This is a genomic window from Nocardioides carbamazepini (assembly GCF_024614185.1).
Taxonomy (GTDB): domain Bacteria; phylum Actinomycetota; class Actinomycetes; order Propionibacteriales; family Nocardioidaceae; genus Nocardioides; species Nocardioides carbamazepini.
Window position 1 is genome coordinate 433,448 of the sequence record NZ_JAHTLF010000013.1, and the last position, 25,985, is coordinate 459,432.

The 25,985-nt window shown below is 70.2% G+C and carries 21 protein-coding genes; 11 read left to right on the top strand and 10 right to left on the bottom strand.

The genetic code is table 11. The annotated features are described in order from the left end of the window. Positions 1-172: 172 nt before the first annotated feature. Both KVF89_RS08985 and KVF89_RS08990 read right to left on the bottom strand, forming a co-directional pair. Complete coding sequence (locus KVF89_RS08985) at positions 173-3,064, bottom strand: Rne/Rng family ribonuclease (protein ID WP_257425008.1); 2,892 nt, start codon at positions 3,062-3,064, stop codon at positions 173-175. Between the two features lie 339 nt (positions 3,065-3,403). Next, complete coding sequence (locus KVF89_RS08990; RefSeq protein WP_257425009.1) at positions 3,404-4,123, bottom strand: TIGR03936 family radical SAM-associated protein; 720 nt, start codon at positions 4,121-4,123, stop codon at positions 3,404-3,406. 179 nt (positions 4,124-4,302) lie between these two features. Here KVF89_RS08990 and manA point away from each other — a divergent pair, with 179 nt between their 5' ends. Further along, a complete protein-coding gene (manA, locus tag KVF89_RS08995) occupies positions 4,303-5,481 on the top strand; it encodes a mannose-6-phosphate isomerase, class I (RefSeq protein WP_257425010.1) in 1,179 nt (392 codons plus the stop codon). Between the two features lie 23 nt (positions 5,482-5,504). Here the strand turns inward: manA and KVF89_RS09000 are convergent, their stop codons facing one another. Next, complete coding sequence (locus KVF89_RS09000) at positions 5,505-6,614, bottom strand: class I SAM-dependent methyltransferase (RefSeq protein ID WP_257425011.1); 1,110 nt, start codon at positions 6,612-6,614, stop codon at positions 5,505-5,507. 110 nt (positions 6,615-6,724) lie between these two features. Here KVF89_RS09000 and KVF89_RS09005 point away from each other — a divergent pair, with 110 nt between their 5' ends. From KVF89_RS09005 to KVF89_RS09035, 7 genes are all read left to right on the top strand, one after another. After that, positions 6,725-7,741 (top strand): glycosyltransferase, encoded by a 1,017-nt coding sequence (locus KVF89_RS09005; protein WP_257425012.1) that lies wholly within the window; start codon positions 6,725-6,727, stop codon positions 7,739-7,741. A 56-nt stretch (positions 7,742-7,797) separates the two neighbouring features. Then, entirely contained in the window at positions 7,798-9,696 is a 1,899-nt protein-coding gene (locus KVF89_RS09010) for a DUF7657 domain-containing protein (protein WP_257425013.1), read from the top strand. An 85-nt stretch (positions 9,697-9,781) separates the two neighbouring features. Next, positions 9,782-10,999 (top strand): nucleotide sugar dehydrogenase, encoded by a 1,218-nt coding sequence (locus KVF89_RS09015; RefSeq protein ID WP_257425015.1) that lies wholly within the window; start codon positions 9,782-9,784, stop codon positions 10,997-10,999. After that, positions 10,996-11,754, top strand: a complete 759-nt coding sequence (locus KVF89_RS09020) for a glycosyltransferase family 2 protein (RefSeq protein WP_257425016.1) — start codon at positions 10,996-10,998, stop codon at positions 11,752-11,754. The genes KVF89_RS09015 and KVF89_RS09020 overlap by 4 nt, the downstream gene beginning before the upstream one ends. A gap of 28 nt (positions 11,755-11,782) precedes the next feature. Then, on the top strand, positions 11,783-12,814 hold the full coding sequence (locus KVF89_RS09025; RefSeq protein WP_257425019.1) for an NAD-dependent epimerase/dehydratase family protein: 1,032 nt from the start codon (positions 11,783-11,785) through the stop codon (positions 12,812-12,814). Further along, a complete protein-coding gene (locus KVF89_RS09030) occupies positions 12,814-14,106 on the top strand; it encodes a hypothetical protein (protein ID WP_257425020.1) in 1,293 nt (430 codons plus the stop codon). The genes KVF89_RS09025 and KVF89_RS09030 overlap by 1 nt, the downstream gene beginning before the upstream one ends. Then, a complete protein-coding gene (locus KVF89_RS09035; protein WP_257425021.1) occupies positions 14,103-15,776 on the top strand; it encodes a hypothetical protein in 1,674 nt (557 codons plus the stop codon). The genes KVF89_RS09030 and KVF89_RS09035 overlap by 4 nt, the downstream gene beginning before the upstream one ends. 10 nt (positions 15,777-15,786) lie before the next feature. Here KVF89_RS09035 and KVF89_RS09040 read toward each other — a convergent pair whose 3' ends face one another. The 5 genes from KVF89_RS09040 to KVF89_RS09060 form a co-directional block, all read right to left on the bottom strand. After that, positions 15,787-17,391, bottom strand: coding sequence for a glycosyltransferase (locus KVF89_RS09040; RefSeq protein WP_257425022.1), 1,605 nt, complete (start codon positions 17,389-17,391; stop codon positions 15,787-15,789). Then, positions 17,388-18,404: a class I SAM-dependent methyltransferase gene (locus KVF89_RS09045; protein ID WP_257425023.1), complete on the bottom strand. Its 1,017-nt coding sequence runs from the start codon at positions 18,402-18,404 to the stop codon at positions 17,388-17,390. Before KVF89_RS09045 ends, KVF89_RS09040 begins: the two co-directional genes overlap by 4 nt. Positions 18,405-18,445: 41 nt before the next feature. Continuing rightward, the gene (locus tag KVF89_RS09050; protein ID WP_257425024.1) at positions 18,446-20,089 is read right to left on the bottom strand and encodes a glycosyltransferase family 2 protein; all 1,644 of its coding nucleotides are present in this window, start codon (positions 20,087-20,089) and stop codon (positions 18,446-18,448) included. Next, the gene (locus tag KVF89_RS09055) at positions 20,086-20,367 is read right to left on the bottom strand and encodes a hypothetical protein (protein WP_257425025.1); all 282 of its coding nucleotides are present in this window, start codon (positions 20,365-20,367) and stop codon (positions 20,086-20,088) included. Before KVF89_RS09055 ends, KVF89_RS09050 begins: the two co-directional genes overlap by 4 nt. A gap of 135 nt (positions 20,368-20,502) precedes the next feature. After that, positions 20,503-21,513, bottom strand: a complete 1,011-nt coding sequence (locus tag KVF89_RS09060) for a hypothetical protein (RefSeq protein ID WP_257425027.1) — start codon at positions 21,511-21,513, stop codon at positions 20,503-20,505. 105 nt (positions 21,514-21,618) lie between these two features. Between KVF89_RS09060 and KVF89_RS09065 the strand changes: the two genes are divergently transcribed. Genes KVF89_RS09065 through KVF89_RS09075 form a run of 3 tightly spaced genes read left to right on the top strand, consistent with a single transcriptional unit; the run spans position 21,619 to position 23,496 of the window. Beyond that, positions 21,619-22,317: a DUF4190 domain-containing protein gene (locus tag KVF89_RS09065; protein ID WP_257425029.1), complete on the top strand. Its 699-nt coding sequence runs from the start codon at positions 21,619-21,621 to the stop codon at positions 22,315-22,317. Between the two features lie 16 nt (positions 22,318-22,333). Further along, entirely contained in the window at positions 22,334-22,993 is a 660-nt protein-coding gene (locus tag KVF89_RS09070; RefSeq protein ID WP_257425030.1) for a hypothetical protein, read from the top strand. Next, positions 22,990-23,496 (top strand): hypothetical protein, encoded by a 507-nt coding sequence (locus KVF89_RS09075; protein WP_257425031.1) that lies wholly within the window; start codon positions 22,990-22,992, stop codon positions 23,494-23,496. Before KVF89_RS09070 ends, KVF89_RS09075 begins: the two co-directional genes overlap by 4 nt. Positions 23,497-23,563: 67 nt before the next feature. Here the strand turns inward: KVF89_RS09075 and KVF89_RS09080 are convergent, their stop codons facing one another. Next, entirely contained in the window at positions 23,564-24,007 is a 444-nt protein-coding gene (locus KVF89_RS09080) for an SRPBCC family protein (protein WP_257425032.1), read from the bottom strand. Position 24,008: 1 nt separating this feature from the next. After that, positions 24,009-25,961 (bottom strand): TIGR03960 family B12-binding radical SAM protein, encoded by a 1,953-nt coding sequence (locus KVF89_RS09085; protein WP_257425035.1) that lies wholly within the window; start codon positions 25,959-25,961, stop codon positions 24,009-24,011. Between the last annotated feature and the right edge of the window lie 24 nt (positions 25,962-25,985).

Below are 25,985 nucleotides of genomic sequence, written 5' to 3' on the forward strand. Positions count from 1 at the left end.
CTGGTTCAACGTCTGGGTCTACGGCACACTGCGGATCCCACGTCGCGAGCTACGTCGCGCGATGCCGGGTGCCAGCAGAACGGAACGCCTCGGCGGCGCACCGACGAACAATGTTACGGGCCGTGCCGGATTCCGCCAAAACCACGGCTCCCGGCACGGCCCGGGCGGGTGACTAGCGCTTGCGCGAGCCGCCCTTGCGCTTGATCGGGACGTGCTCGACGTGCGGCTCCTCCGCCGTCTCGCCTGCGGCCTCCGGAGCCGTCGACTCCGAGGCCGGGGCGACGCCGTCCGTGGGAGCCTCGGCCGGCGGACCGGCAGGGCGGGTGGCCGCGCGGCGACGGGTCCGGGTCACCACGGTCGTGGTGGCCACGGGTGCCGGCTCCGGCTCCGGCTCCGGCTCCGGCTCGGGCTCGGGCTCGGGCTCCGGCTCCGGCTCCGGCTCCGCAACGATCTCGGGCTCCGGTGCCACGGGGGCCTCCAGCTCCGAGGCGGGCTCGACCTCGACGGCCTCGACCGCCTCGACGGCCGCCTCCTCGACGGGCTCGTCGTCCTCGGCGTGCTCGCGCTCGTCACCGGCGGGCTTGGCCATCGCGGCGATGTCCTTCGGGGACGGCACCGCCTTCGGCGACTCGGCAGCGCTCTCGGCCTCAGTCTGGTTGCCGCCCTTGCCCTTGCGGCGGCGGCTGCCGCGGCGGGACTCCTCGGGCTCGCCTCCCCCGCGCTTGGCCTCGACCGGGAGGTCGTGGACGACGATGCCGCGGCCCTGGCAGTGGGTGCAGGTCTCGCTGAACGCCTCGAGCAGGCCGGTGCCGATCCGCTTGCGGGTCATCTGGACCAGGCCGAGCGAGGTGACCTCGGCGACCTGGTGGCGGGTGCGGTCCCGGCCGAGACACTCGACCAGGCGGCGCAGGACGAGGTCGCGGTTCGACTCGAGCACCATGTCGATGAAGTCGACGACGATGATGCCGCCGATGTCGCGCAGCCGGAGCTGGCGGACGATCTCCTCGGCGGCCTCGAGGTTGTTCTTGGTGACCGTCTCCTCAAGGTTGCCACCCGAGCCGGTGAACTTGCCGGTGTTGACGTCGACGACGGTCATCGCCTCGGTGCGGTCGATGATCAACGAGCCGCCGGAGGGCAGCCAGACCTTGCGGTCGAGCCCCTTGGCGATCTGCTCGTCGATCCGGTAGGTCGCGAACAGGTCGGGGACGCTGTTGCCCGACTCGTGGCGCTCGAGACGCTCCGCCAGGTCGGGGGCGACCTGGTCGACGTACTCCTTGACCATGGCCCACGCGTCGTCCCCCTGGACGACCAGCTTGGCGAAGTCCTCGGTGAACAGGTCGCGGACCACCTTGAGGGTGAGGTCCGGCTCGCCGTAGAGGAGCTGGGGGGCGTTGCCCTTGCCGACCCTGGCCTCGATGTCCTCCCAGCGGGCCTTGAGCCGCTCGACGTCGCGGGTCAGCTCGTCCTCCGAGGCGCCCTCCGCGGCGGTGCGGACGATCACGCCCGCGGTGTCGGGGACGATCTCCTTGAGGAGGGTCTTGAGGCGGGAGCGCTCGGTGTCGGGCAGCTTGCGGGAGATGCCGGACGTGGTGCCGTCCGGGACGTAGACGAGGAACCGGCCGGCGAGGCTGACCTGGCTGGTGAGCCGGGCGCCCTTGTGGCCGATCGGGTCCTTGGTGACCTGGACGAGGACGGTCTGGCCGGACTGCAGGACCGACTCGATCTTGCGGGCCTCGCCGTCCTTGTGGCCCAGCGCGCTCCAGTTGACCTCGCCGGCGTACAGGACCGCGTTGCGTCCCTTGCCGATGTCGATGAACGCGGCCTCCATCGAGGGCAGCACGTTCTGGACACGCCCGAGGTAGACGTTGCCGATGAGCGAGGTCTGCGACTCGCGCGCGACGTAGTGCTCGACGAGGACCTTGTCCTCGATCACCGCGATCTGGGTGAGGTCCTTGCGCTGGCGGACCGCCATGACGCGCTCGACCGACTCGCGGCGGGCCAGGAACTCGGCCTCACTCACGATCGGAGCACGTCGACGGCCGGCCTCGCGGCCCTCGCGACGGCGCTGCTTCTTGGCCTCGAGACGGGTCGAGCCGGAGATGGACGTGATCTCGTCGTCGGACGACGAACGCGGCTTGCGGACCCGGGTGACGGTGTTCTCCGGGTCGTCGCCCTCCGCGTCCCCGCCCTCACCAGTCCGGCGGCGCCGCCGGCGGCGGCGCGACGAGGGGGAGCCGCCGGACCCGGTGGCGCCCTCGCCGTCCTCGGCGTCCTCGCCCTCGGCAGTCGTGGTCTCGACCTCCGTGACGTCGGCACGCTCCCCAGCGGTGTCGTCCGCGGACTCGGCACCCTCAGCGTCCTCGCCATCGGCACCGGCCGCCGGCTTGCGGCGGCGACGGCCACCGCGTCGGCGGCGACGGCGGGCGTTGCCGGAACCGGAGCCGGCCTCCTCGCCGTCACCGTCCTCGTCGCCGTCCTCGGCGTCGTCGGCGTTGTCCGCGTCGTCGTTCCCTGGGGTGTCCTCAGGGGTGTCCGCTGCCGCCGGCGCCTCGGCGGTGGGCTCCTCCGCGGTGGGCTCCTCCGCGGTGGGCTCCTCGGCGGCCTCGTCCTCCTCGTCCTCGTCCTCGTCGGCGACCGGCTCGGCCTCCGGCTCCTCGACGGGCACGACGGGCGCCTGGAAGAGCACGGCGGTCGCGGGAGGGGCGGCAGCGGTCTCGGGAGCGGCCTCCACGGCCTCTGCGGCGAGCCCGGTGGTGAGCTCGAGCTGCTCGGAGGTCGGCGCGGCCTCGGCCTTCGCCCTGGTCCTCGCGGTGGTCTTCTTCGCGGCCGTCTTCTTGGCCGTGGTCTTCTTCGCGGCCGTCTTCTTGGCCGTGGTCTTCTTCGCGGCCGTCTTCTTGGCCGTGGTCTTCTTCGCGGCCGTCTTCTTGGCCGTGGTCTTCTTCGCGGCGGCCTTCTTGGCCGTGGTCTTCCCGGCCTTCTCCGCGGGCGCGGATGCCTCGGCCGGAGTGTCCGCCGGGGTCTGGGCCGGCTTCTCGGTCGAGCTGTCGGTGGGCGCGTCGGTCATTGCGCTACTCCTCCACCCGAGCCCGCTCTCACGTACCCGGGGTGTCGTCGGCGCACGCGTGAAGCGGCGCCACAAGCCTTCGTGGGACGACACCCTCCGCGGTCTTGCGTCGCCGGAGGCGGGCCCCTCGCCTGCCGCGGTCGCCGTGCGCGTCGCGTCGGGCGGTGGTCCGTCTCCACCGTGCCGGGCGGTCAGTCACCTGCCGACCGGCGAGAACGTCGTCGATCTCACCGCACGCTGTCCTGTGGAACGCGCGCGGAGGTAGATCTGTGGCGAGTATCGCACACGGTCGTCACCCGGTCGTCATCCCTGAGCCGTCAGCGGGTCGCCGACAGGCGTTCAGCGAGGCGCGAGCGGATCACCGATCACGCCGGTCCCCCGGTCGAGGACGCCCTGCGCGACCCGGGTCAGCAGCCCGGTCGCGGACACCTCGAGGCCGCTGGCCTCGCGCAGCCCGGTGAGCACGTCGTCGGGGCGCACGGCCGGCACGGTGTGCTCCAGGAGCAGGTCCAGGTCGCCGTCCGCGGTCACGGCGAGTCGCACGACCGCCGCCCGGCAGTCGAAGGCCCGCATGCCCTTCTTCGTCATCCGCTCGACCGTGACCGAGTCGGTCGCCAGGAAGCGCGCGACCGCCTCCTCCGCCCGCCCGTCGGACGTGTCGCCGAGATCGATCACCCAGTGGCTGGCCGTCAGCAGGTCGGACAGGGACCCGGCCGTGGTCAGGGCGGCATCGACGGCGGTCACGACGTCGAGCCCGTCGGGAAGTACGGCGTCCAGCGCCTCACCCACCGCGGCCGGCTCCCGGACCTCCGCCAGCCCGAGCTCGACGTACTCCGACTCGCTGGCCGCTCCGGTCGGCGAGGCGCCGGCGTAGGAGATCCGCGGATGAGGATGGAACCCGGAGGAGTAGGCCATCGGGATGCCCGCCCGGACGACCGCGCGCTCGATGGCGCGGCTGACGTCGCGGTGGCTGGTGAAGCGCAGCCGGCCGCGCTTGGCGTACCGGATCCGGATCCGCTGGACCGGCGGTGCCTGCTGTTCGGGCTGCTGACGACTCACTCGGGGAGGTTACCGAGTCCACCCGGCATGCCGGGCAGCCGGCACCCGGAGCACCCCACCCCGCCCGGTCTTCGGCCTGGCACTCCCGCCTGGCACTCCCGGAATGGCGACGCCGGTGACGCCCGGTGCCCTAATCTCGCCTCGTCCGACGCAACCGACCGGAACCCTCGGAGGCTCCCTTGCTCACGCTCGATTGCCCGACCCAGTCCTACGACTGGGGATCTGCTGAGGCCATCCCCGGGTTCCAGCGTCGGCAGCCGAACGGCGACCCGGTGGCTGAGGTGTGGGTCGGCACCCACCCCCTCGGCACGGCCCAGTTCGTCGACGAGCAGGGTGAGCGGCGCCCCCTGACCGACACCGCCGGCCAGCTGGACTTCATGCTCAAGGTCCTCGCCGCGAGCCGACCGCTCTCGATCCAGGCCCATCCCAACGCCGCTCAGGCACGAGCCGGGTTCGAGGCCGAGGAAGCGCGCGGCATCCCGATGGGCTCCCCCACGCGGGTGTTCAAGGACCCGTACCCGAAGCCCGAGATGGTCTACGCCCTCTCCACGTTCGACACGCTCGTCGGCTTCCGGCCGACGGCCGAGATCCTGCGGGTCCTGATGCCGCTGGGTCACCCCACCGCGAAGGCGCTGACGAAGCAGCTGCGGGAGAACCCGGGTTTCGCCGGCATCGTCCGTCTGGTCGAGGGCCTGCTGGCCGCGCCGCCGGCGGCCGACGCGGTCACGGAGATCGTGGAGCAGTGCCGCGCGGCGCTGGCCGAGGGCATCGACATCAAGCGGGCCTATGCGACGGCCGTCGAGATCGAGGCCCACCACCCCGGCGACGTCGGGGTGATCGTGTCGCTGCTGCTCAACCGACTGACGCTGCAGCCCGGCGAGGCGGCGTACCTGGGCACCGGCATCATCCATGCCCACCTCAGTGGCATGTGCCTGGAGGTGATGGTGTCCTCCGACAACGTGCTGCGCGCCGGCCTGACCTCGAAGCACGTCGACCCCGCGGGCCTGGTCTCCTGCCTGGAGGAGGGAATGTCCCGGGTCGCCCGGGTCACCCCCCAGCTCTTCGGTACGTCGACCGACGTGTTCAGCCCCACCCGCGAGTTCGCGCTCTCGGTGACCCAGAGCTCCCAGGCCGACCCGGCCGGGGCGGTCCTCCCCCACCGCGGGCCACGCCTGCTGGTGTGCACCGGCGGTGAGGTGGCGGTCCTCAACGCCCGCGACGAGATGCTCCACCTGCGCCGAGGCGATGCGGCCTACGCGGGCGACAGCGACGGCGAGCTACGCATCATCGGCACCGGTGAGGTCGCCCAGGCCTACGTTCCGTCGGGCGCGGCGGGTCGCCTCGACGACCTGCTCTGACTCGGCCCGCCGTCACGCGGCCATCACGCTGAGCCCGTAGGCCGCACCGCCCGAACCCGGCGGAGCACGCCGCGACGGATCCGGGTCGTCACGGGGACGTCGACATGCTGGAGCCGCCGGGCCAGCTCCTTGTTCCTCTTGCGCAGCCGCCGCATCCGCGCCTGCAACTCTTGGACCTGGGCGCGGAGCTCGTGCTCGGCGTCCAGCCAGTCCGGCAGGTCGGATGCGAGTTCCGGCTCACCGTCGAGGGCCGGGCCGCCGGCCTGACCGCGGCGCGCGCGGCGCAGGACCGCGTGGAACTCAACGCTCCGGGGCACCTCGTCCACTCTCTCGACGTACCACTCGGTCAGCCCGAGCTCCCGCCACTCCTTGACCTGCTCGAGAAAGGACTGCGGCGTGAACGTCCAGACGTGACAATCGACGTACTCGCCCGAGCGAGCACGCTCAAGGTTCGCCATCGTCGTCGGAAGGTCGTGCATCCGGGCTTCACGCCCCGGGGGGCGCTCGCCGCGCCAGAGCGCGCCGACTTGGACGTTGACGGCGGTCCGGAAGAAGTCGTAGACCGCCCGGCTGCCGGGGCGGGTCGCCTCCTGCTCGTGCGCCTCCAGTGCCTGCCCGGTGGTCGTGGGCGGCCGGTGCCGGTCGAAGCAGTAGCGCCGGTCCGGCACGGCGAGGAGGAGGCGCGCGTCGTCGCGGGTGACCTCAGCGATCTGCTGCAGCCAGCCGATCACGTCGGGGACGTGCTCGATCACGTGCGAGGCGATCACCCAGTCGAACGGCGCACCCGCCGCGGTCGCCTCGGGCAGCGTCCGGAACCGGCCGCCTGCATAGAGTGGGAAATCGATCTCGGGGATGAGATCGAGGATGACGTTGACGTCCGCGTCGTAGTGCTCACGGGTGCCGACCGTGTCGAAGACGTCGACATAGCTCACGTCATGCAGCTCCGCGTCGGCGATCCCTGCATCCAGCGGCCCTATCTCCAGCCCGTGCCCGCGCGAGAAGTCGTGGTAAGTGAGGAAGTGGGCGCGGCGGTCGGCCATCGCGGCGCGCTGCGCCTCAGCCCCCATCTCGCGCTTCGTCTCGCGCTTCGTCTCGCGCTTCGTCTCCCGCCGCGGCCGGCTCTCGATAGACATGCCGCGAGGATAGGTCAGGCGGGCAGGCACGTGACGGGGCGTACGGCCACCGGTCGGGCCGTCGCTCGCCGACGTCGGGATGAGGCCGCGCGCCTGTACACTCCGGGCCCATGCCAGAGTTCGTCGGCGGGGAGCGCCTCGACACCGATATCCAGGCCGTCGACATCCCCACCCGCGACCTCCGGATCGCGGCCATCGTCCCGTGTCACAACGAGGCGATCGCCATCGAGCAGGTCGTCATGGACCTGCGCACGGCCGTCCCGGGCATCGGCGTCTACGTCTACGACAACAACAGCACGGACGGCACCGACGAGATTGCGCGCGCCGCGGGCGCGATCGTCCGCTACGAGCACGCCAAGGGCAAAGGCAACGTCGTCCGCCGGGCATTCGCCGACGTCGAGGCCGACGTGTACCTGATGATCGACGGCGACGGGACCTACGACGCCAGCGCCGCCCCTGATCTCATCGCGACGTTGATGGGCGGCCCCTACGACCATGTGCTCGGCGTCCGCCAGCAGATCAGCGAAAGTGCCTACCGTCCTGGTCACGAGACGGGGAACCGCCTCTTCAACCTCGTCGTCGGGAGAATATTCGCCGTCGAGGTCAGCGACATGCTCAGCGGCTACCGCGTCTTCAGCCGGCGGTTCGTCAAGTCGTTCCCTGCCGTGTCCCGGGAGTTCGAGACGGAGACGGAGCTGACCATCCACGCCGCGACGCTGCGGGTCCCGCAGACCGAAGTGGCCGTCGGCTTCACCGATCGTCCCGAGGGCGGCGAGAGCAAGCTGCGGACCTACCACGACGGCTTCAAGATCCTGCGCCTGATCCTCCACCTCACGCGATACGAGCGTCCCGTGCTGTTCCACAGCCTGATCGCCGGCGCGCTGGCTCTCCTGGGCATCGGGCTGGGCATCCCCATCGTCCTCGAGTTCCTGCGCACCCAGACCGTGCCCCGGTTCCCGACCGCGATCCTCGCCTCGGCGATCGAGATCCTCGCCTTCATGACGTTCTTCCTCGGTCAGACCCTCGGTGCGCTCAAACGCACCAAGGACGAGAACATGCGTCTGGTCTACCTGTCGATGCCACCTCCGAACGCCGTCGGGGCTGCCTCGACGCCGAACGCGCGGTGACCTCGCCCCAGGACCGGAGGCGTCGACTCCAGGCGCTCCTACCGGTCCTGGTCCCTGTGGCCGCGTTCGTCCTGCTCTGCCTCCTGGGGACCACCACCTCGAGCCTCGGCGCCTTCCGGGTCGACGCCGAGCGGCCAGCCGACGGCACCATCGGCCAGCCGCAGTCCGTTCGCGCCGACGAGTTCATGACCGAGACGACGATCAACCTCGGGTGGATCACCGCCGGTGGGCGGGGCATCGACAACCCGCTGAGCGTCGAGCCGAACTTCTTGACCCAACTGCCCAGCGGGCCGGTCTCGGCCATCGTCTTCTTCGACGGTACCGTCGCGATGCTCGGTCCCTGGCTCCCCGACGACATGCTCTTCGCCGGGCGCTGGTGGCTCCCCGCACTCCTGCTCGCTCTAGGACTTCCCGCGTGGTTCCGGCAGCTGACCGGCTCGCGACGCTGGGGCGTCCTCGCCACGGTCCTGATCTTCTTCTCCCCGGCGAACGCCTGGTGGTCGGGCCGGCCGATCAACACCCTCGGGTTCATGTTCGCGGGAGCGGCTCTGCTGCTCGGCGGGTGGCGCGATCTCGAGCACGGCCGTCGCGCGCGGGGATTCGGCCAGCTGGTACTGGCGGCGATCCTCATCGCCCGGTTCCCGTCGTACTATCAGCCGTTCGCGATCGTGCTCGGCTTCCCGGTGCTGATCGCCACGGTGGTCTTCATGCTCCGGCAAGGTGGCCCCCTGCGGACCAAGCTCGTGGCGATCGGTGTCACGGGGGTTCTGTCCGGCGCCCTGACGGCACTGACGATGCTGGAGAACCTCACCGCCCTGCGCAGCACCCTCGGCACCGTCTATCCGGGTCAGCGGGTCTCAACCGGTGAGGCGCAGACCTTCGGCAAGGTCTTCGGTGCACCAGTGCTCGGCTTCCTCGAGAAGGTCCAGGGGACTGCCGTCGACACCAACGCGACAGAGGCGAGCTCCTCCTTCGTGGTCCTCTTCCTCGTCGCGGTCCTGGTCTGGCTCGGGACCCGACGCCGCCGACCGGGCGCGTCGGTCGAGCCGTCCACACCCAGCGAGGCGCCCGGCGTCCGCGCCGCCTGGCTGGTCTGGATGGTCGCCACGCTCGTGTGGCTGTCGTGGTGCAGCATCGACTTCGGCTCCGTCGGCGAGCACCTCCCCCTGCTCAACCTGGTGCCCGCGATCCGCGCGGCCAATGTCAGTGGATTCCTGGCAATCGTCGCCTTCTGTCTCCTCATGTCGCAGGTGCGCGAGGGCGGCCGGTGGCTGGCGCTCTCCGCGGGGGGTGGGGCGGGCGTGGTGACCGCACTCGCCGGCTGGTCGTGGCATGACAACGGTCTCCCCGACCTGAGGCCGTGGATGATCTGGATCAGCGCGGTGGTGACCGCCCTCGTCATCTTCGTGGTCGTACGGTGGCCCCGGCACCCGGCGGCGATGTCCGCCCTCGGTCTCGCCGCCGTCCTCGTGGGTGTCTTCGTCAACCCGATCCAGATCGGGCTCGGCGACCTTCGCGGCAGCCGCGCGGCGACGGTGATGATCGACGCCGGACGAGACGCGCGCGCCGACGACGAGCTCTGGGCGAGCGACACGCCCAGCTTCGACGCGCTCATGTTCGCCACGGCCACGCCGGCGTTGTCTGCCCGCCAGCAGCTCGGGCCGAACGACGCGGCCTGGCGGGTGCTCGACCCCGGCGGGGCGCACGAGGACACGTGGAACCGCGGCGGCACCTATGTCCGCTTCGTCTGGACGGACGCCCCGAGCATCTCCTGGCAGAACCCGACCATCGACCAGATCATCATGAGCGGCTCTCCGTGCGCGGTGGCCGACCTGGAGCCGCGGCTGCGTCATGTCGCGTCGTCCATCCCGCTCGATGCGGCGTGTCTCGAGCTCGACCGGGAGGTCCAGTGGGACGGTCTCCGTTACTGGCTCTACACCGTCGATGACCAGTGAAGGCACCGGCGCGCATACCGCTGTTGCCGGTGTGACGCGATAACATCCCGGCGCGCCACGCCACAACCACGGAGGATCGAGACAGATGAGCACCCAGCACGAGCACGCCGACAGAAGCAGGTACGACGTCGTCGTCGTCGGCGGGTGTGGGCACGTGGGCCTGCCACTGGCGATCGGCTTCGCCGACCGTGGTCTGGATGTCGGGATCTTCGACGTCAACGCGGAGGCTGTCAAGATCGTCGAGAGCGGCGCCCTCCCCTTCCAGGAGAACGGCGCCGAGGAGGTGCTGCAGCGCATTCTGGAGGCCGGTCGCCTCACGGTGACCACCGACGCGAGCATCATCTCCGAGGCGGATGCCGTCGTCGTGGTGATCGGTACGCCGGTCGACGAGCACCTCAACCCCAACCCGCATGCCGTGACCAAGGCGCTGGCGGAGACGACCCACCACTTCCGCGACGGCCAACTGCTCGTGCTCCGCAGCACCGTCTATCCGGGCGTGACGCAAGGTGTGGAGCGCATGTTCGCGCAGCACGGCGTCCAGCTCGACGTCGCGTTCTGCCCCGAGCGAATCGCTGAGGGCAAGGCCATGGAGGAACTCTTCACGCTCCCCCAGATCGTGTCCGGCCGCACCCAGGAGATCCGCGACCGCGCCGCGCTGCTGTTCGGCCACCTGACCGACAGCATCGTGGAACTCGAGCCGGAGGAGGCCGAGCTCGCCAAGCTCTTCACCAACACCTGGCGCTACATCAAGTTCGCAGCGGCCAATCAGTTCTACATGATGGCCAACGACCATGGTCTGGACTTCGACCGGATCCGCAAGGCCCTGGCACGCGACTACCCGCGCGCGGCCGACATGCCGGGTGCCGGCCTCGCCGCTGGCCCCTGCCTGTTCAAGGACACCATGCAGCTGGCCGCCTTCACCGACAACTCATTCGTCCTCGGGCACTCGGCGATGCTTGTCAACGAGGGCCTGCCGCTCTACCTGGTGTCCCACCTGGAGAAGAAGCACGACCTCTCCGAGCTGACGGTGGGCATCCTCGGTATGGCGTTCAAGGGCGAGAGCGACGACATCCGGTCCAGCCTGTCCTACAAGCTCAAGCGGATCCTCGAGTTCCGAGCGAAGGGCGTGCTGACCACCGACCCGTACGTCACCGTCGACGACAGCCTGGTCCCGCTCGAGCGGGTTCTCGCGGAGTGCGACGTCCTGATCCTCGCCGCGCCCCACAAGACGTACGCCGACCTGGTCACCGACAAGCCGGTCGTCGACGTCTGGAACTTCCTCGGCAACGGGAGCACCGTGTGAGCCTCGCTGTCTCGGTCGTCATCCCCGCCTACAACGAGGGCGAGGGCATCCTGCCGGTCCTCGAGCGCATCGTCGACTCGGTCGAATCGGACTTCGAGGTGCTCGTGGTCGTCGACTTCGACGAGGACACCACCGTTCCCGTGGTCGAGGCCTTCGCGCAGGCCCACCCCCAGGTCCGCACGGTCGTCAGCACCTACGGCCGAGGACCGGCGCACGCCATCCGGTTCGGCATCGACCAGGTGACGAACCCCGTCGTCGTGGTCACGATGGCCGACGGCAGCGACGACCCGCGCCAGATCGACACACTGGCACGCCTGGTCCACCGCGGTGTCGTGGTGGCGGCCGCCTCCCGCTACAGCCCCGGTGGGCAGCAGGTCGGCGGCCCGCTCCTCAAGGGCACCCTGTCTCGGCTGGCCGGCATGTCCCTGGGCATGCTCGGCCGAGTCGGGACCCGGGACGCCACCAACAGCTTCAAGGCCTACTCGACCGAGTTCGTCCAGGAGGTCGGGATCCACAGCCGCAGCGGCTTCGAGATCGGGCTCGAGCTCACCGCCAAAGCTCGTCGGCTGCGCCGCCCTGTCGCCGAGATCCCCACCATCTGGTTGGACCGCGACCTCGGGGAGTCCAACTTCCAGATGCAGGCCTGGATCCCCAAGTACCTGCGTTGGTATCGCTTCGCGTTCGGTCCGCAGCTGTCGCCGGCCGAGCTGGAAGTCAACGCCCGGCGCATCGCCGCGCTCAACGAGAAGCCCTAGCAAGTCCCAAAAGAGATCGGAAACACCCATGTCTGGCAACGAGAAGGTCCTCGTCTCCGGTTCCGCCGGCTTCATCGGCGGCTATGTCGTCGAGGAACTGCTCAACCGCGGCTACACCGTGGTCGGCATCGACAACTACTCGAAGTACGGCAAGGTCGAGAAGTCCTACGACAACCACCCGAACTACCACTTCTATGAGGACGACGCCCGCAACGTCGATGTGATGACGAAGCTGCTCGCCGACTGCGATCACTTCATCGCTGGTGCCGCGCTCATCGGCGGCATCTCGTACTTCCACGCTTACGCCTACGACCTGTTGGCGCAGAACGAGCGGATCATGGCCGCGAGCTGCGACGCCGCCATCGAGGCGTTCAAGCACGGCAAGCTCAAGAAGGTCACCTACATGTCGAGCTCGATGGTCTTCGAGTCGACCGAGCACTGGCCGTCCAAGGAGGGCGACGAACGCAAGATCCCGCCGCCGCTGTCGTCGTACGGCTTCCAGAAGCTGGCGGTGGAGTACTTCGCGAAGGCGGCCTGGGACCAGTACGGCCTGCCCTACACGATCGTGCGCCCGTTCAACTGTGTCGGCATCGGCGAGGGCCGCGCCCTCGGTGACGTCGAGGTCGACTCGGGCAACGTCAAGCTCGCTATGAGCCACGTCGTCCCGGACATCGTGCAGAAGATCGTCAAGGGGCAGGACCCGCTGCACATCCTGGGCGAGGGCAACCAGATCCGCCACTACACCTACGGCGGCGACCTGGCCAAGGGCATCGTCGAGTGCATGAGCCAGGACGCGGCCCACAACAACGACTTCAACATCTCGACGCCTCAGTCGACCAGCGTGCGTGAGCTGGCCGAGGTCATCTGGCGCAAGATCAAGGGCGACGCCCCGCTGACGATCGTGAGCGACCCGGCCTACGAGTACGACGTCCAGAAGCGCGTCCCCGACGTGCAGAAGGCCAAGGACGTGCTGGGCTTCGAGTGCGCCACCAGCCTCGACACGATGCTCGATGAGGTCATCCCGTGGGTGGCGCAGGCCGTCGCCGACGGACGTCTGTAGTGACGTCGACCCCGGACTCCCCCGTGGAGACGGGGTGGTGGGACCGGTGGGAGGACCGGGTCCGCGGGACCCTCTCCAGGGCCGGCCTGGCCCCCTTCACCATCGTGTTCTGCCTGATGGTGTGGGTGCTGCGCCGGCCCGGACAGCTCCTGCACCCCTACATCTGGTGCGAGGAGTCCTTCGTCCTGCGTTCGTGGCTCGATCACGGCTGGTCGGCCGCGTTCGAGCCGCTCCAGGGCTACTTCGCCTTCCCGAGCACCTTCCTGATCACCATCGCCGCGGAGATCTCGCCCGCAGGTATGCCTGTGATCGAGTACGCGTTCGCGACGATCGTCTTCCTCGTCACGGTGGCGGCGCTCGTCATCCCCGACTCACGGTGGGGTGACCTGCGGATCCGTTCGCTGTTCGCGATCCTCCTGGTCCTGGTGCCGAGCGACCCCGAGGTCTTCGGCGTCCTGCTGTACAGCTTCTGGTGGGCGGGCCTGTGGCCGCTCGTCGTGCTGGGCTGGACCCGTCCGCTGTGGGCATTGCGCATCCCCCTCCTGGCCGTGGCCGCCCTCAGCTCGCCCGCCGGCTGCGCGATGGTGCTGATCTTCGCGCTGGCCTGGCTGCGCGAGCGCGGCCGCGTGCTGTTGGTCAGCGCCGCGGTCCTCGGCGTCGGTGCCGTCGTTCAGGTCGTCGCGGTGGCCACGTCGGACCGCGGGAGCTCGCTCGCCGGTGGACTGACACTCGGCAACCTGACCGAGGGCACCATCCGCTCGGGCGGCTTCTACGTCAGCCGGTGGACAGCGAGCGGCATGTACGCCGACCGCGCCTGGAGCCTGTTCGTGGGCCTCCTCTTCGCCGGGTTCGTCGCCTGGGCGACCTACACCCACGTCCGCGCCCGACGAGAGTGGTCGGCGGCCTATCTGGCACTGGCCGCGGTGATCTTGGCGGCGATCTCGCAGGTACCGGCCCCCATGGCGAGCGAGCCGCTGCTCGCCGCGGGCCGCTACTACTTCCACCCCTACACCCTCTTCGCCTGGCTGCTGGTCTACCTGTGGTCGCAGAGTCGTGTGGAGCCGCTGCGCCGCACCGCCATCGTCCTCGTGGCACTGTCCCTGATCACGCTCGGCACCGGTTTCTCCCGTCCCGAGCTCCAGCGGTCGCAAACCCTCGACTGGCGCGCGGAACTCGAGTCCTGCGCCGCGTCGCCGGCGGAGAACGTCGATCTCCGCATCATGTACGACGGCTCGCCGACGGTGTGGGCACTTCAGGTCACCCCCGAGGAATGCCGGAGGATGCTCGGTTGACCGAGGTACTGCTCGTCCTGGCCGGTCAGGTCGCGCTCACCGGACTGCCGATGTGCGCGGGCGCGATGGCGGCGGTTCGCCGCGGACTCGCGGCACCAACGGTGCTGTGCGTCGCACTGCTCGTCAGCGGTCTGCATGGACTGATCGGCTTCTGGGCCTACTACTCCGCGCCTGAGGTTGGCCGCACCTACAGCTGGGCCGTCCTCGGCGGATCGGCGCTCCTGCTGGGCGTCCTCGCCCGCGACGCCGGGGTGAGACGCCGCGCCCTGCGGGTACTCGCCACCCCGCTGCTGCTCTGGGTCCTCGCCGCGGCGTTCCTACTGATGATCGGCTTCGCTCACGGCGGCACCGCCGACCCGATCACCATGGCCGCGACGCGGTTCTCGCACCCGCTGCCGGCCGACAATGCGATTCCGTACTACTTCGCGGACTGGTTCTACGCCCACGGTCACACCGGCACCCCTCCGCTCTTCGCTGACTGGCTGGCAAGCGACCGACCGCCGTTGCAGCTGGGCTACGTGCTTGCGGAGCGGCCGTTCGAGTGGACCGACACCGCGCTCCACTATCAGGTGCTCGGAGTGCTGCTGCAGCAGCTGTGGGTCGTCGGGCTGTGGGCCCTCCTGCTGGCCGCCCGCCTCGACGCCGTGACCCGCTCCCTCGTGACCCTCGCCGTGCTGTTGAGCGATCTCGTGTTCGTGAACGGCTTCTTCGTCTGGCCCAAGCTGCTGCCGGCTGGTCTGGCTCTCGCGGCCGCGGCGCTGGTCCTCACTCCCCTGTGGCAGGAGACCCGGCGGAGCTGGCGCCTCGGCGCCCTGCTCGGCGCGCTGGTCGCGGTCGCCATGCTCGGGCACGGCTCGACGGCTTTCGGCCTGATCGGGATCGCCGTCGTGGCCCTGGTGCGCGGTCTCCCGAGCGTGCGCTTCCTCGCCGGCGGCGTGGCGGCCGGGCTATTGCTGATGGTGCCGTGGTCGCTCTACCAGGCATACGACGAGCCGCCGGCCAACCGGCTGGGCAAATGGATGTTCGCCGGGCAGATCGACATCGACGCACGGGACACCCCCGAGGCGGTCCGCGACAGTTATGCCGAGATCGGACTGGAGGGCGCGCTGGAGAACAAGGCCGAGAACATCGCGACCATCACCGGCTGGAAGGACCTGCCGGACCTCGTCCGGGCTTCTCAGACCCCGGCCGAGTGGGTTCAGGACCGGCGGCATATCGCGTTCTTCGACCTGCTTCCGTCGCTGGGCCTGCTCGCGATCGGCCCCCTCGCCCTCCTCGGTGCCGCGATCCGTCGCCGCGGCGATCCCGCCCGGCGCCGCTTCGCCGGGATCTGCCTGGGCACGTCGGCAGTGAGCATCGTCGTCTGGGGCCTGCTCCTCTTCGGCAACGACGCTTCGCGGACCACGGTCCATGTCGGTTCCTACGTCATGCCGATCCTGCTGCTGGTGGCGTCAGTGGTCGGCCTGCGAGCCGCACTCCCCCGGTTCGCGGTCGGCTGGGTACTCCTCGCGGCCGCGACGACGACCGTTTGTTATCTGCCGTCGTTCCAGCCGCTCCCGGGGACGTCGTACTCACCCACGGCCTTCGCGCTCGCGGGCCTCGCCCTGGCCGGCTTCTGTGCCGCGCTGGCGTGGTCGGCCCGTCGCGAGGTACCTGCCGACTCAGCCTGAGCTCAGGCGCTCAGCGGCGAGAGGGCTTGCGCCGGGCCACTGGCTTCGGCGCCTCGGGAAAGACCCGGGTGTATTCGTCACGTCGGTCGGTCCCCCAGCGGCTTCTGATGAAGCGGATCTCGAACGCCTTGACCTGGGGCTCGCGCGAGATCGACTCGAAGTGGAACAGCAGGCAGTGCGGCGTGTAGAGGATCCGGTAGCCCAGCTTGCGGGCCTTGTAGGAGAGGTCGACGTCGTTGAAGCTGCCCGGCAGCTCCTCCGGGAGCCCGCCGAGCTCGAGGTAGGTCTCGCGGCGAACGCCGACACAGGCGCCGGTCACGCCGTCGACCTCTCGAGTGATCACGAGGTCGCCGAACATGCCCACCGCATCGGCCGGGAACCCCCGGTAGATGTGATGGTAGTTGCCGCGGTTGAAGGAAAGCCCGGCGTGCTGCACCGTGTCGCTGCTGAACATGAGCCGGCCGCCGACGAGCGCGACCCCCGGGTCGTCGAGCGGCGCGAGGAGCTCGTCGAGCCACTCGGCGCTGCGCACCTCGATGTCGTCGTTGAGCAGCACCAACCGCTCACCCGTCGAGGCCAGCACCCCGAGGTTGGTCTTGCGACTGTAGTTGAACTTCTCGTGGAAGGGCACCAGGACCAGTCGGTGGCCCAGGATCTCGGTGAGCTCGTCGAGCACCCGCTGGGGCGTCGGCGGGTCGTAGACGACCACGACCTCCAGATCCTCGTGCGAGGTGTGCGCGAGCATCGAGCGGACGGCCTCGACCACATGGACACGGCGGCGGCCCCACACCATCGAGTCGGAGCCGATGGTCGGGATCACGATGCTCACCCGGATGCTCCGATCCAGGCACCGGCGCACCCGGTAGCGGCCCGGACCGCTGACCTCGACGTCGCCCTGGACGCCTATCCGCTCGAGGTGATCGGCGACCGCCCGACGGCCCGCGTCGTATGCCGTCGGCTTGGCGTCGACGTCGGCGGCGACTGAGCCGGCCACCGCACGCCAGTGGTAGAGCACCTCCGGGATGTGGACGACCGCACGCGCGCGCTCGGTGACACGAAGGAACAGATCGTGGTCCTGGGACCCGTCGAAGCCGTCGCGAAAGCCGCCGACCTCGGTGACCAGGCTGGTCCGCAGCACCGAGAGGTGGTTGAGGTAGTTCTGGGACCGCAGCCGTTCGGGGGCCCAGGCCGGTTTCGAGAAGCGGTCGTAGAAGCGCTCGCCGTCGTACTTGTCCTCATCGGAGTAGAGGAAGTCGACGGTCGGTTCCGCCTTGATCGCCCGGGCCACCCGGGCAAGCGCCCGGGGCACCAGGAGGTCGTCGTGGTCGAGGAGCACCACGAACTCGCCGCGCGCCGCTGCCAGGCCGTCGTTGGAGGCGACGACGATATTGCCGTTGGCCGACCGCTCGATCACCCGGATCCGCGGGTCGCGCTGCGCGAAGCGCCGCAGGACCGTGCGCACCTCCGCGTTGGGCGAGAGGTCGTCGACGCAGACCATCTCCCAGCCGTCGAACGTCTGCGCGAGCACCGACTCGAGAGTGTCGGTCAGGACGTCGATCGGCGGATCGTAGACCGGGGTGACGATGGAGAACAGCGGCCGGGCCGATGCGCTCACGCGCGATCCCCGTCCAGGAGCGCGCGTCCCTTGCGGGCCAGCCGACGCCGGACCGAGGAGCGGTCCTCCGCGTCGCGCAGCTGCCGCCGCAGCTCGCGGTTGCGGTCGCGCAGCCGGTCGATCAGCCGCTCCTGTCGTTGGACGGTGGCCTCGACGCCGATCAGATGGTCGCGCGCGGTCAGGTCGGCGTGGACGGCGAGGATGGCCGCGTCGTCCGCCTGCACGACACGCGGTCGTCCGTCGACCTCGGCCAGGCGGGTCCGCAGCCCGTCGAGCTCCTGGCTCGCCTCGTGGAGCGCCTGGCGCTGTGCGGACAGCTCGAGCAGCAGCGGCGACAGCCGTGCCTCGTACTCGCGGACGATTGCGGTGCGGCTGGGCTCCCCACGCTCGAACATGAGGGACCAGGACGTGAGGAAGGCTCCGTCGAGATCGCTGCCCCGCAGGAAGAACCCACGCTCGGCGAAGGACGACGCCCACGGCGCGATCGGCTGGACGTCGACATGCGCGCCCTTCTCGAAGTCCGCCGGCGTCGAACTGACCAGGATCCGGTCGGCCGCCGCGGTGAGGGCGTCGATCGCCTTCCGCGACTCCGCCACCGGCAACAGCGCGAGCACGGCGCCGCAGACCACGAGGTCGTAGGTTCCGGGGAGCGGCTCGACGGCGTTGGCAGCACGCAGACGGTCCCGGACGTCCGGGTGTGCGGAAGCGATCGCCTGGCTGGAGTTGTCGGAGCCGGTGGCGTCGACACCGACCTCGACCAACGCCTGGACGAGCAGCCCGTGCCCACAGCCCACGTGATGCACCGTCCTCGGCTGCAGCGCCGTGACAATCCGCCGAGCGACGCCGCGGTAGAGCTCACGCCAGTGCTCGGACTCCCACCGTTGGTCCTCGTGACCGTCGAGAGGAGCCACGATGTCGTACGAGCCTCCGCTCACCGCTCCCGCGCCGTCGCCGCCGGCCGGCGGCAGCGTCACGGTGCCGTTGTCGCTGACGGACTCTCGGTCAGTAGTCATCAAGCATGCCCTCTAGTACGCGGCTGGTTGGCGTTGCCACCCTACTCGACGGCGCGCGTGGTTCCCGATCCACGGGAGCGGGCGCCGGTGAGGCGGACGTCCCTGTCCTCGGGCCGCGGCAGGTTGGGATAGACGGGGGTGTAGCGGTCCCGGACCGGGATCCCCCATCGACGGCGCATGAACCGCGTGTCGTCGGGGTTCGGGATCGCCTCGCGGGTCTGCGACTCGAAGTGGAACAGCTCGCAGTGGGCGAGATAGAGGATCCGGTAGCCGGCTGCGCACACCTTGTAGCAGAGGTCGACGTCGTTGTAGTCCTCGCGCAACAGCTCGGTATGGCCGCCGACCTCGAAGTACACCTCGCGCCGGATGCCCATGCAGGCACCGGTCACACCGCTGACCTCGCGGTCGACGACCGCCGTCTTCCCCCAGCCGCCGAGCACGTCCCCGGGTGACCTGCGGAACGGGTGGGCGTAGCGGCCGTGGGAGAACGCCAGGCCGACATGCTGGATCGCCGTGCTGGAGAACAGCAGCCGCGCGCCGGTCAGGCCGACCCCCGGCTGCTCCAGCGGTGCGAGGAGCTCCTCGACCCACTGCTCGCTGCGCACCTCCACGTCGTCGTTGAGGATGAGCAGCCGGTCGCCCGTGGATGCCAGCACACCGAGGTTGACCTTGTGACTGTAGTTGAACGGGTCGTCGTACCGCACCAGGACGAGCCGTTCGCCGGCGATCTCGGCGAGCTCGACGAGGACCGTCTCGGGAGTGTCGGCGTCGTAGACGACGACCACCTCGAGGTTCGGGTGGTCCGTGGCGGCGAGCGCCGACCGGACCGCTCGGGTGACCAGGGTCCGGCGCCGGCCCCAGACGACGGAGTCGGATCCCCGGGTCGGGATCACGATGCTGACCCGGCGCTCGGCCGGGAGGGCGCGCCGGGTGCGGTAGCGGCCCGGGCCGACGATCTCGACCGTGCCCTCGATCCCAGTCCGGTCGAGGTGCTCCTGGACGGCGCGACGGCCGGCGTCGAGCGCGTAGGGCTTGGCGCTGCCGTCGCCGGCAGCAGAGCCCGGCAGCATCCGCCAGTGGTAGAGCACCTTCGGGATGTGCACGATGCGACGAGCACGCTCGGTGACACGCAGCACGAGATCGTGGTCCTGGGAGCCGTCGAAGCCCTCGCGCAGGCCACCCAGCTCGCGAACCAGCGCGGTCCGCAGCACCGAGAGGTGGTTGCAGTAGTTCTGGCTGCGCAACCGCTCGGGCGACCAGTCGGGCTTGTGGAACGCGTCCGCGAACCGGCCGTCGTCTCGAATCCGGTCCTCGTCGGAGTAGAGGTAGTCGACGTCGTCGTGCTCCGCGATGCGCCGGGCGTTGACGGCCAGCGCGTCCGGCGCGAGCAGGTCGTCGTGGTCGAGGAAGACGAGGAAGGTGCCGCTGGCCTCAGCGATCCCGTCGTTGGAGGCGGCGACGATGTGCCCGTTCTCCGTACGCTCCACGACCTTGACGCGCGGGTCGCGCGTGGCCTGGGCGCGCAGCGTCCGCAGCACCTCGGGGTCCGTCGACGCGTCGTCGACCAGCACCAGTTCCCAGTCGTCGTACGTCTGCGCGAGCACCGACTCGATCGCGGCCACGAGCACGGCGGGAGGTGGGTCGTAGACCGGCGTGACGACGGAGAAGAGTGGCGCCGTCGTCATCCCCGCATCCTCGAGAACGGGCGGACCATCACCCGTCCCACCCGCCATGTGCGCGAGGTCCGGATCGCGGCGATCTCCTCGTCACGGGTTCGGACGGTCGCCTGGAGCTCCTTGACCCGCTCCCGCGCCTTCTTCAGCTCGAACTGGAGCCGGGCGACGGTGGCCTCGAGCCCGATCACGTTGTCGACCGCGACCAACTCGGCGTGGCGGGCCAGCAGATCCTCGTCGGCAGCGAACACGCGCTCTCGCCACTGCTCCGGCGACTGCTGGTCGGTCATCTCGTCCTCACCAAAGGGGTCGGCTGGGTGCCGCAGAACAGTACCGCAGGAGACTGTCGCCACCGCGCCGCCGATGGGCAGCGGCGTCCCACGTCACCCAAGCCCCGAAGGGCCCCACCACTCGCGTGGCGGGGCCTACGGCTCGCTGCCGTCGTCGCCGAGGCGACCCTCGACGAAGATCCGCCGCACTTGCTTGTCGAACGTGCTCCTCTCGGTGCGCACCTGGTCGCGGTAGCCCTTCTGCTGCAGGTGGTGCGTCTCGGGATCAGCGAGGATCGCACGGACGAGCTCGGCGGCACGCTCGACCAGGTCGTCGGTAGGGGCCAGACGGTACTCGGCGAGCAGCGGGGTGTCGGCGTAGTAGGCACCAGCGCCACGGCGGGCGACGACGACGGTGGCGCCGGCGAGGGTGGCCTCCCGCGGCAGCCGGTCCTTGCCGGGGTGGAAGCCGAGATCGAGATAGATCGCCGACCGGGCGAGAGTCGCCGCCAACTCACGACGGGTCATGCCGGTGAGCGGGACGAACGTGACATCGGGCAGCAGGCCGGCGAGCACCTCCGTGACCAGATCCGCCTTGACCGGGTTGTAGGCCACGGTCCGGCCTCGCGCGACGGGCGTGGTCAGCTCGAGGGCATCGAACGGCGCCGGGTCGGTGTGGTCGGACAGCATCGATCCGCAGGTGCCGAGCCGGGTGAAGAGATAGGCCCACGCGTAGTGCGACTGGGTGAGGTTCACCACCCGTCGTCCCAGCGCGATGTCGAGCGGAGGTGCCTCGGCCGGCGGGGCGTTCCGGGCGGCCGAGCGCCACGGGTCGCGGTATCTCCAGTCAGCGGAGAAGACCGGGGAATTGTCGATACTCAGCCACCAGCAGTACGGCGTCGCCCGCTCGACTTCCGCCAGCGTGGTGAACCACACCTCGGGGACCACGACCGCCGCGCCGGCAGTGTCCTCGAGTTCGGTCTCGGGGGCGTCGTAGTGGGCGTACTCCGCCACCCGCTCGGTGTCCTCGGTGCCCGGGATCGGCACCAGGAAGGCGTCCTCGCCCTGGCGGCGGAGGCTGTCGACCAGTTGGTGCAGCGCCTCCGGACCGCCGGTGCGCGTGCCGCGCGGGTAGTAGACGTAGATGCGATCGTGCCGTGCACCCACCAGAGGTTCCTCCTTAGCCCGGCTTCAACCGCGATCTTCCCGGTGATCGTGCCGTAGACCAAGAATGCACGGTCCTCCACGTTCGTGCGGGCTAGGGTGTCGCCGGTGAGCGATCCCTACGGCCAGAATCCCCCCGGCCAGAACCCCTCGGGCCAGAACCCCTACGGTCAGCCGCCCGCACCGCCGCCGTACGCCGGAGGAGCCGGTGGCGGCTACGGAGCGCCCGGGTCCTTCCCCGGCGGCTCGGACCCGCTGCCGCCGAAGACCGACGGCATCTCGATCGCCGCGCTCGTCACCAGCCTGCTGTGCTGCCTGGCGCCGATCGGCATCATCCTCGGGTTCGTTGGTCTCTCCCGCACCAAGGGCGGCCAGCGCAAGGGTCGGGGCCTCGCGATCGCGGGCATCGTCGTCGGCCTGCTGATGTCGATCACCTCGGCCGTCGTGGGAGCCGCGATCTTCATCTTCGCCGAGTCCGTCGTCACGCCGGGCAACGCCGAGGTCGGGCAGTGCATCGACGTCGACGAGGACGACAGCGTGGTGCTCCTGCGCAAGAAGGACTGCACCGAGGAGCACGACGCCGAGATCGTCGGCATCGCCGAGGTCACCTCCGAGAACCTCAGCGACATCGAGAACGGCCTGGTCTCGTACTGCTCCACCGCGATCGACCCCGACGACCTCGCGAAGCTCGCGCCGTATGCCTCCGACATCGCCGCCGTCATCGAGGACCCGGACGACGTCAGCGTCGGCGACCACCTGGTGTGCTACGTCGAGCCCGACGACGAGCTGACCGAGCCGATCCTCTGACGGGTCGGCCGGCACGATGACGAACCCGTACGACAGCGGCTACCCGTCGTACCAGCCCGGCCCGGGCGCGCAGGAGGGCCCGTACGTCGCCGCGCGGCCCTACGACGGGCTCTCGATCGCCGCGCTGGTCTGCTCCCTGAGCTGCTGCGCGGCGCCGGTCGGGATCGGGCTGGGGATCGCCGGCATCATCCGCACCGGCGGCGGACGGCGGTCGGGACGGTGGGCGGCCGTCACCGGCCTCGTGGTCGGCATCGCCGTCCTGCTGGCCGGGATCGGCTTCCTCGTGCTCGCCGGGGTCATGGGCAGTCGCACAGTGTGGGAGGACGAGGCGTCCGCCGGTCAGTGCATCGACTTCGACTTCCTCGACGACCCGATCAAGGCGTCCTGCGGCGACCCGCACGCCGGCGAGGTGATCTGGGCGGGCCGGTTCGACGACGACCTGGTGGCGCTGTACGACGACCTGTCGTGGCTCGAGTTCTGCGGGGAGCTCCCGGGGCTGGAGCAGACCTACCTCGACGCCCTCAGGAGCGGCGACTTCGTCCCGCGTGTCCAGGTCGACGCGTTCGACGAGGGAGAGCCGGAGCGCGGCGACGCGTTCTTCTGCTACGTCGAGCGGGGCGACGGCGAGAAGATCACCGGACAGCTGCGCGACGCGGGCGGGACGACTGGCGCATGAGCGAGGAGCCCGAGCCGGACCGGCCGCCGGATCGGGTCTACGCCCCGCTGCCGCCGACCTCCTACCGCCGGCTGTCGGCTCCGCCGCCACCTCCGCCGGATGCCACGGATGTCACGCTGTCCGGCGTCGCGTTGGGGCTCTCCCTGGCCCTACTCGTCCCTCTGGCGCCGGTGGTGGGAACGTGCCTGGCTCTGGTCGCGCTGCTACGGCGGCGGTTCCGGTCGACCGGGATGATCTCGACGGCGCTCCTCCTCGGTGTCCTGGCCTCGACCATCCAGGTGGTGGCACTGGTGAGCGCCATCGAAGAGCTGGTCAACGAGTCGAAGCCGCCCGGTACACGTGACGGATCGTTGGACGTCCACGACCTCGCGGTCGGCGACTGCTTCGACTCCCCCGACCTGCGCGATCTGTCGGGGGCGGCTCGGCCGGCTCCCGCGAGGTCGAGGTGCGTCCTTGCGACCAGGAACACGACCTGGAGGTGTTCGGCTCCTCGGCGACCGTGACCTGACCTGCGTCGTCGGCCATCCCCGTCGGCAGGTCACCGGGACGCTGGCGAACCGGGGCAGCTGATCAGCGGAGCTCCTGCGTCAGCGCCTCGCGCTCGATCGCCGCCAGCCAGGTCACCAGGTTGGCCCGGCAGGTGCCCTCCACCTGCCGACGGAAGAGCCCGCCGTCCGGGAGCGTGACAGTCCACCGCAGCAGCACCCCGTCGCCGTACGGCAGGAACTCACCCCGCTGCACGCCCGCGGGCCGGCGGCCTCGCCAGCATTCGGTGGTGATCTCCTCCCCCGTCCGCGCCGCGGCGACGCGGGACCGCACCCGATATCGGAAGGGCCCCATGCGGATCGCGTCGACCGCCTCCGAGCCTGGCGTGCCGGGCTCGCCCGTGGCCGAGATCAGGCGGCACTGCGGCGAGAGCCGCTGATGGTGGGCCGGGTCCGTCGCGAGCGTCCAGACGACAGCGGGCGGAGCGGCGATGGACCGCTCCTCGGTCACGACGATGGGAGTTCCCACCTCAGACCACGCTGAGAGGCAGCAGCTTCTGCCCCGTCGGGCCGATCTGGATCTCGGTGCCCATCTCCGGGCACACCCCGCAGTCGTAGCAGGGCGTCCAGCGGCAGTCCTCGACCTCGACGTCCGACGAGCCGTCGGCCACGGCGAGGGCGTCCTCCCAGTCGGCCCACAGCCAGTCCTTGTCGAGACCGGAGTCGAGGTGGTCCCAGGGCAGCACCTCGTCGTACGCACGCTCGCGCGTGGTGTACCAGTCGAGGTCGACGCCGGTCCCCTCGAGCGCGACCGCGGCGGAGGCGGCCCAGCGCTCGAAGGAGAAGTGCTCGGACCAGCCGTCGAAGCGGCCGCCGTCGCGCCAGACCTGCTCGATGATCCGGCCCACCCGACGGTCACCGCGAGACAGCAGTCCCTCGATGATGCCGGGCTGGCCGTCGTGGTAGCGGAAGCCGATGGCCTTGCCGTACCGACGGTCCGAGCGGACGACGTCGCGCAGCTCCCGCAGACGACGGTCGGTGGTCTCCACGTCGAGCTGCGACGCCCACTGGAACGGCGTGTGCGGCTTGGGTACGAAGCCGCCGATCGACACGGTGCAGCGGATGTCGTTGCGGCCGGACACCTCGCGTCCGGTCGCGATGACCCGCTTGGCGAGCTCGGCGATCTGCAGGACGTCCTCGTCCTGCTCGGTCGGCAGGCCGACCATGAAGTAGAGCTTCACCTGCCGCCAGCCGTGGGAGTACGCCGTCGCGACGGTGCGGATCAGGTCCTCCTCGGTGACCATCTTGTTGATCACCTTGCGCATCCGCTCGCTGCCGCCCTCGGGCGCGAACGTCAGGCCGGAGCGACGACCGTTGCGGGAGAACTCGTTGGCGAGCGTGATGTTGAAGGCATCGACGCGGGTCGAGGGCAGCGAGAGCGAGACGTTCGAGCCCTCGTAGCGGTCGGCGAGGCCGGTGGCGACGTCGCCGATCTCGGTGTGGTCGGCGGAGCTCAGCGAGAGCAGGCCGACCTCCTCGAAGCCGGTCTTCTTGATGCCGTTGTCGACCATCGCGCCGATCGTCTCGATCGAGCGCTCGCGCACCGGGCGGGTGATCATCCCGGCCTGGCAGAACCGACAGCCACGGGTGCAGCCGCGGAAGATCTCGACGCTGAACCGCTCGTGCACGGTCTCGGCGAGCGGCACCAGCGGGTTGCGCGGGTAGGGCCACTGGTCGAGGTCCATCAGCGTGTGCTTGCGGATCCGGTCGGGAGCCTCCGGATGGTTGGGCACGACGGCCGCGATCTCACCGGACGCGTCGTCGTAGGACACGTCGTAGAAGCGCGGCACGTAGACCGTGCCGGAGACGGCGAGCCGCCGCAGCAGCTCAGTGCGACCGCCCGGGCCCCCCTCGCCCTTCCACTCGCGCACGACCTCGGAGATCTTGAGGACGACCTCCTCGCCGTCGCCGAGGACGGCGGCGTCGACGAAGTCGGCGATCGGCTCCGGGTTGAACGCGGCGTGCCCACCGGCGATCACCACGGGGTGCGACTCGTCGCGGTCGACGGCGTGCAGCGGGATGCCGGCCAGGTCGAGCGCGGTGAGCAGGTTGGTGTAGCCGAGCTCGGTGGAGAAGCTCACGCCGAACAGGTCGAACGCGCCCACGGGGCGGTGGCTGTCGACCGTGAACTGCGGGATCTGCTGCTCGCGCAGCACCTTCTCCATGTCCGGCCACACCGCGTAGGTGCGCTCGGCGAGGATCCACTCCCGCTCGTTGAGCACCTCGTAGAGGATCTGGACGCCCTGGTTGGGCAGGCCGACCTCGTAGGCGTCGGGGTACATGAGCACCCAGCGGACCTCGGCGCCCGCCCAGTCCTTCGCGACCATGTTGAGCTCGCCGCCGACGTACTGGATCGGCTTGGAGACCGAGAGCAGGTGGGGCTCCAGCCGGGGGAAGACGGACTCGACGGTCTCGACGGACATGACCTCGATTCTACGGTCCACGCC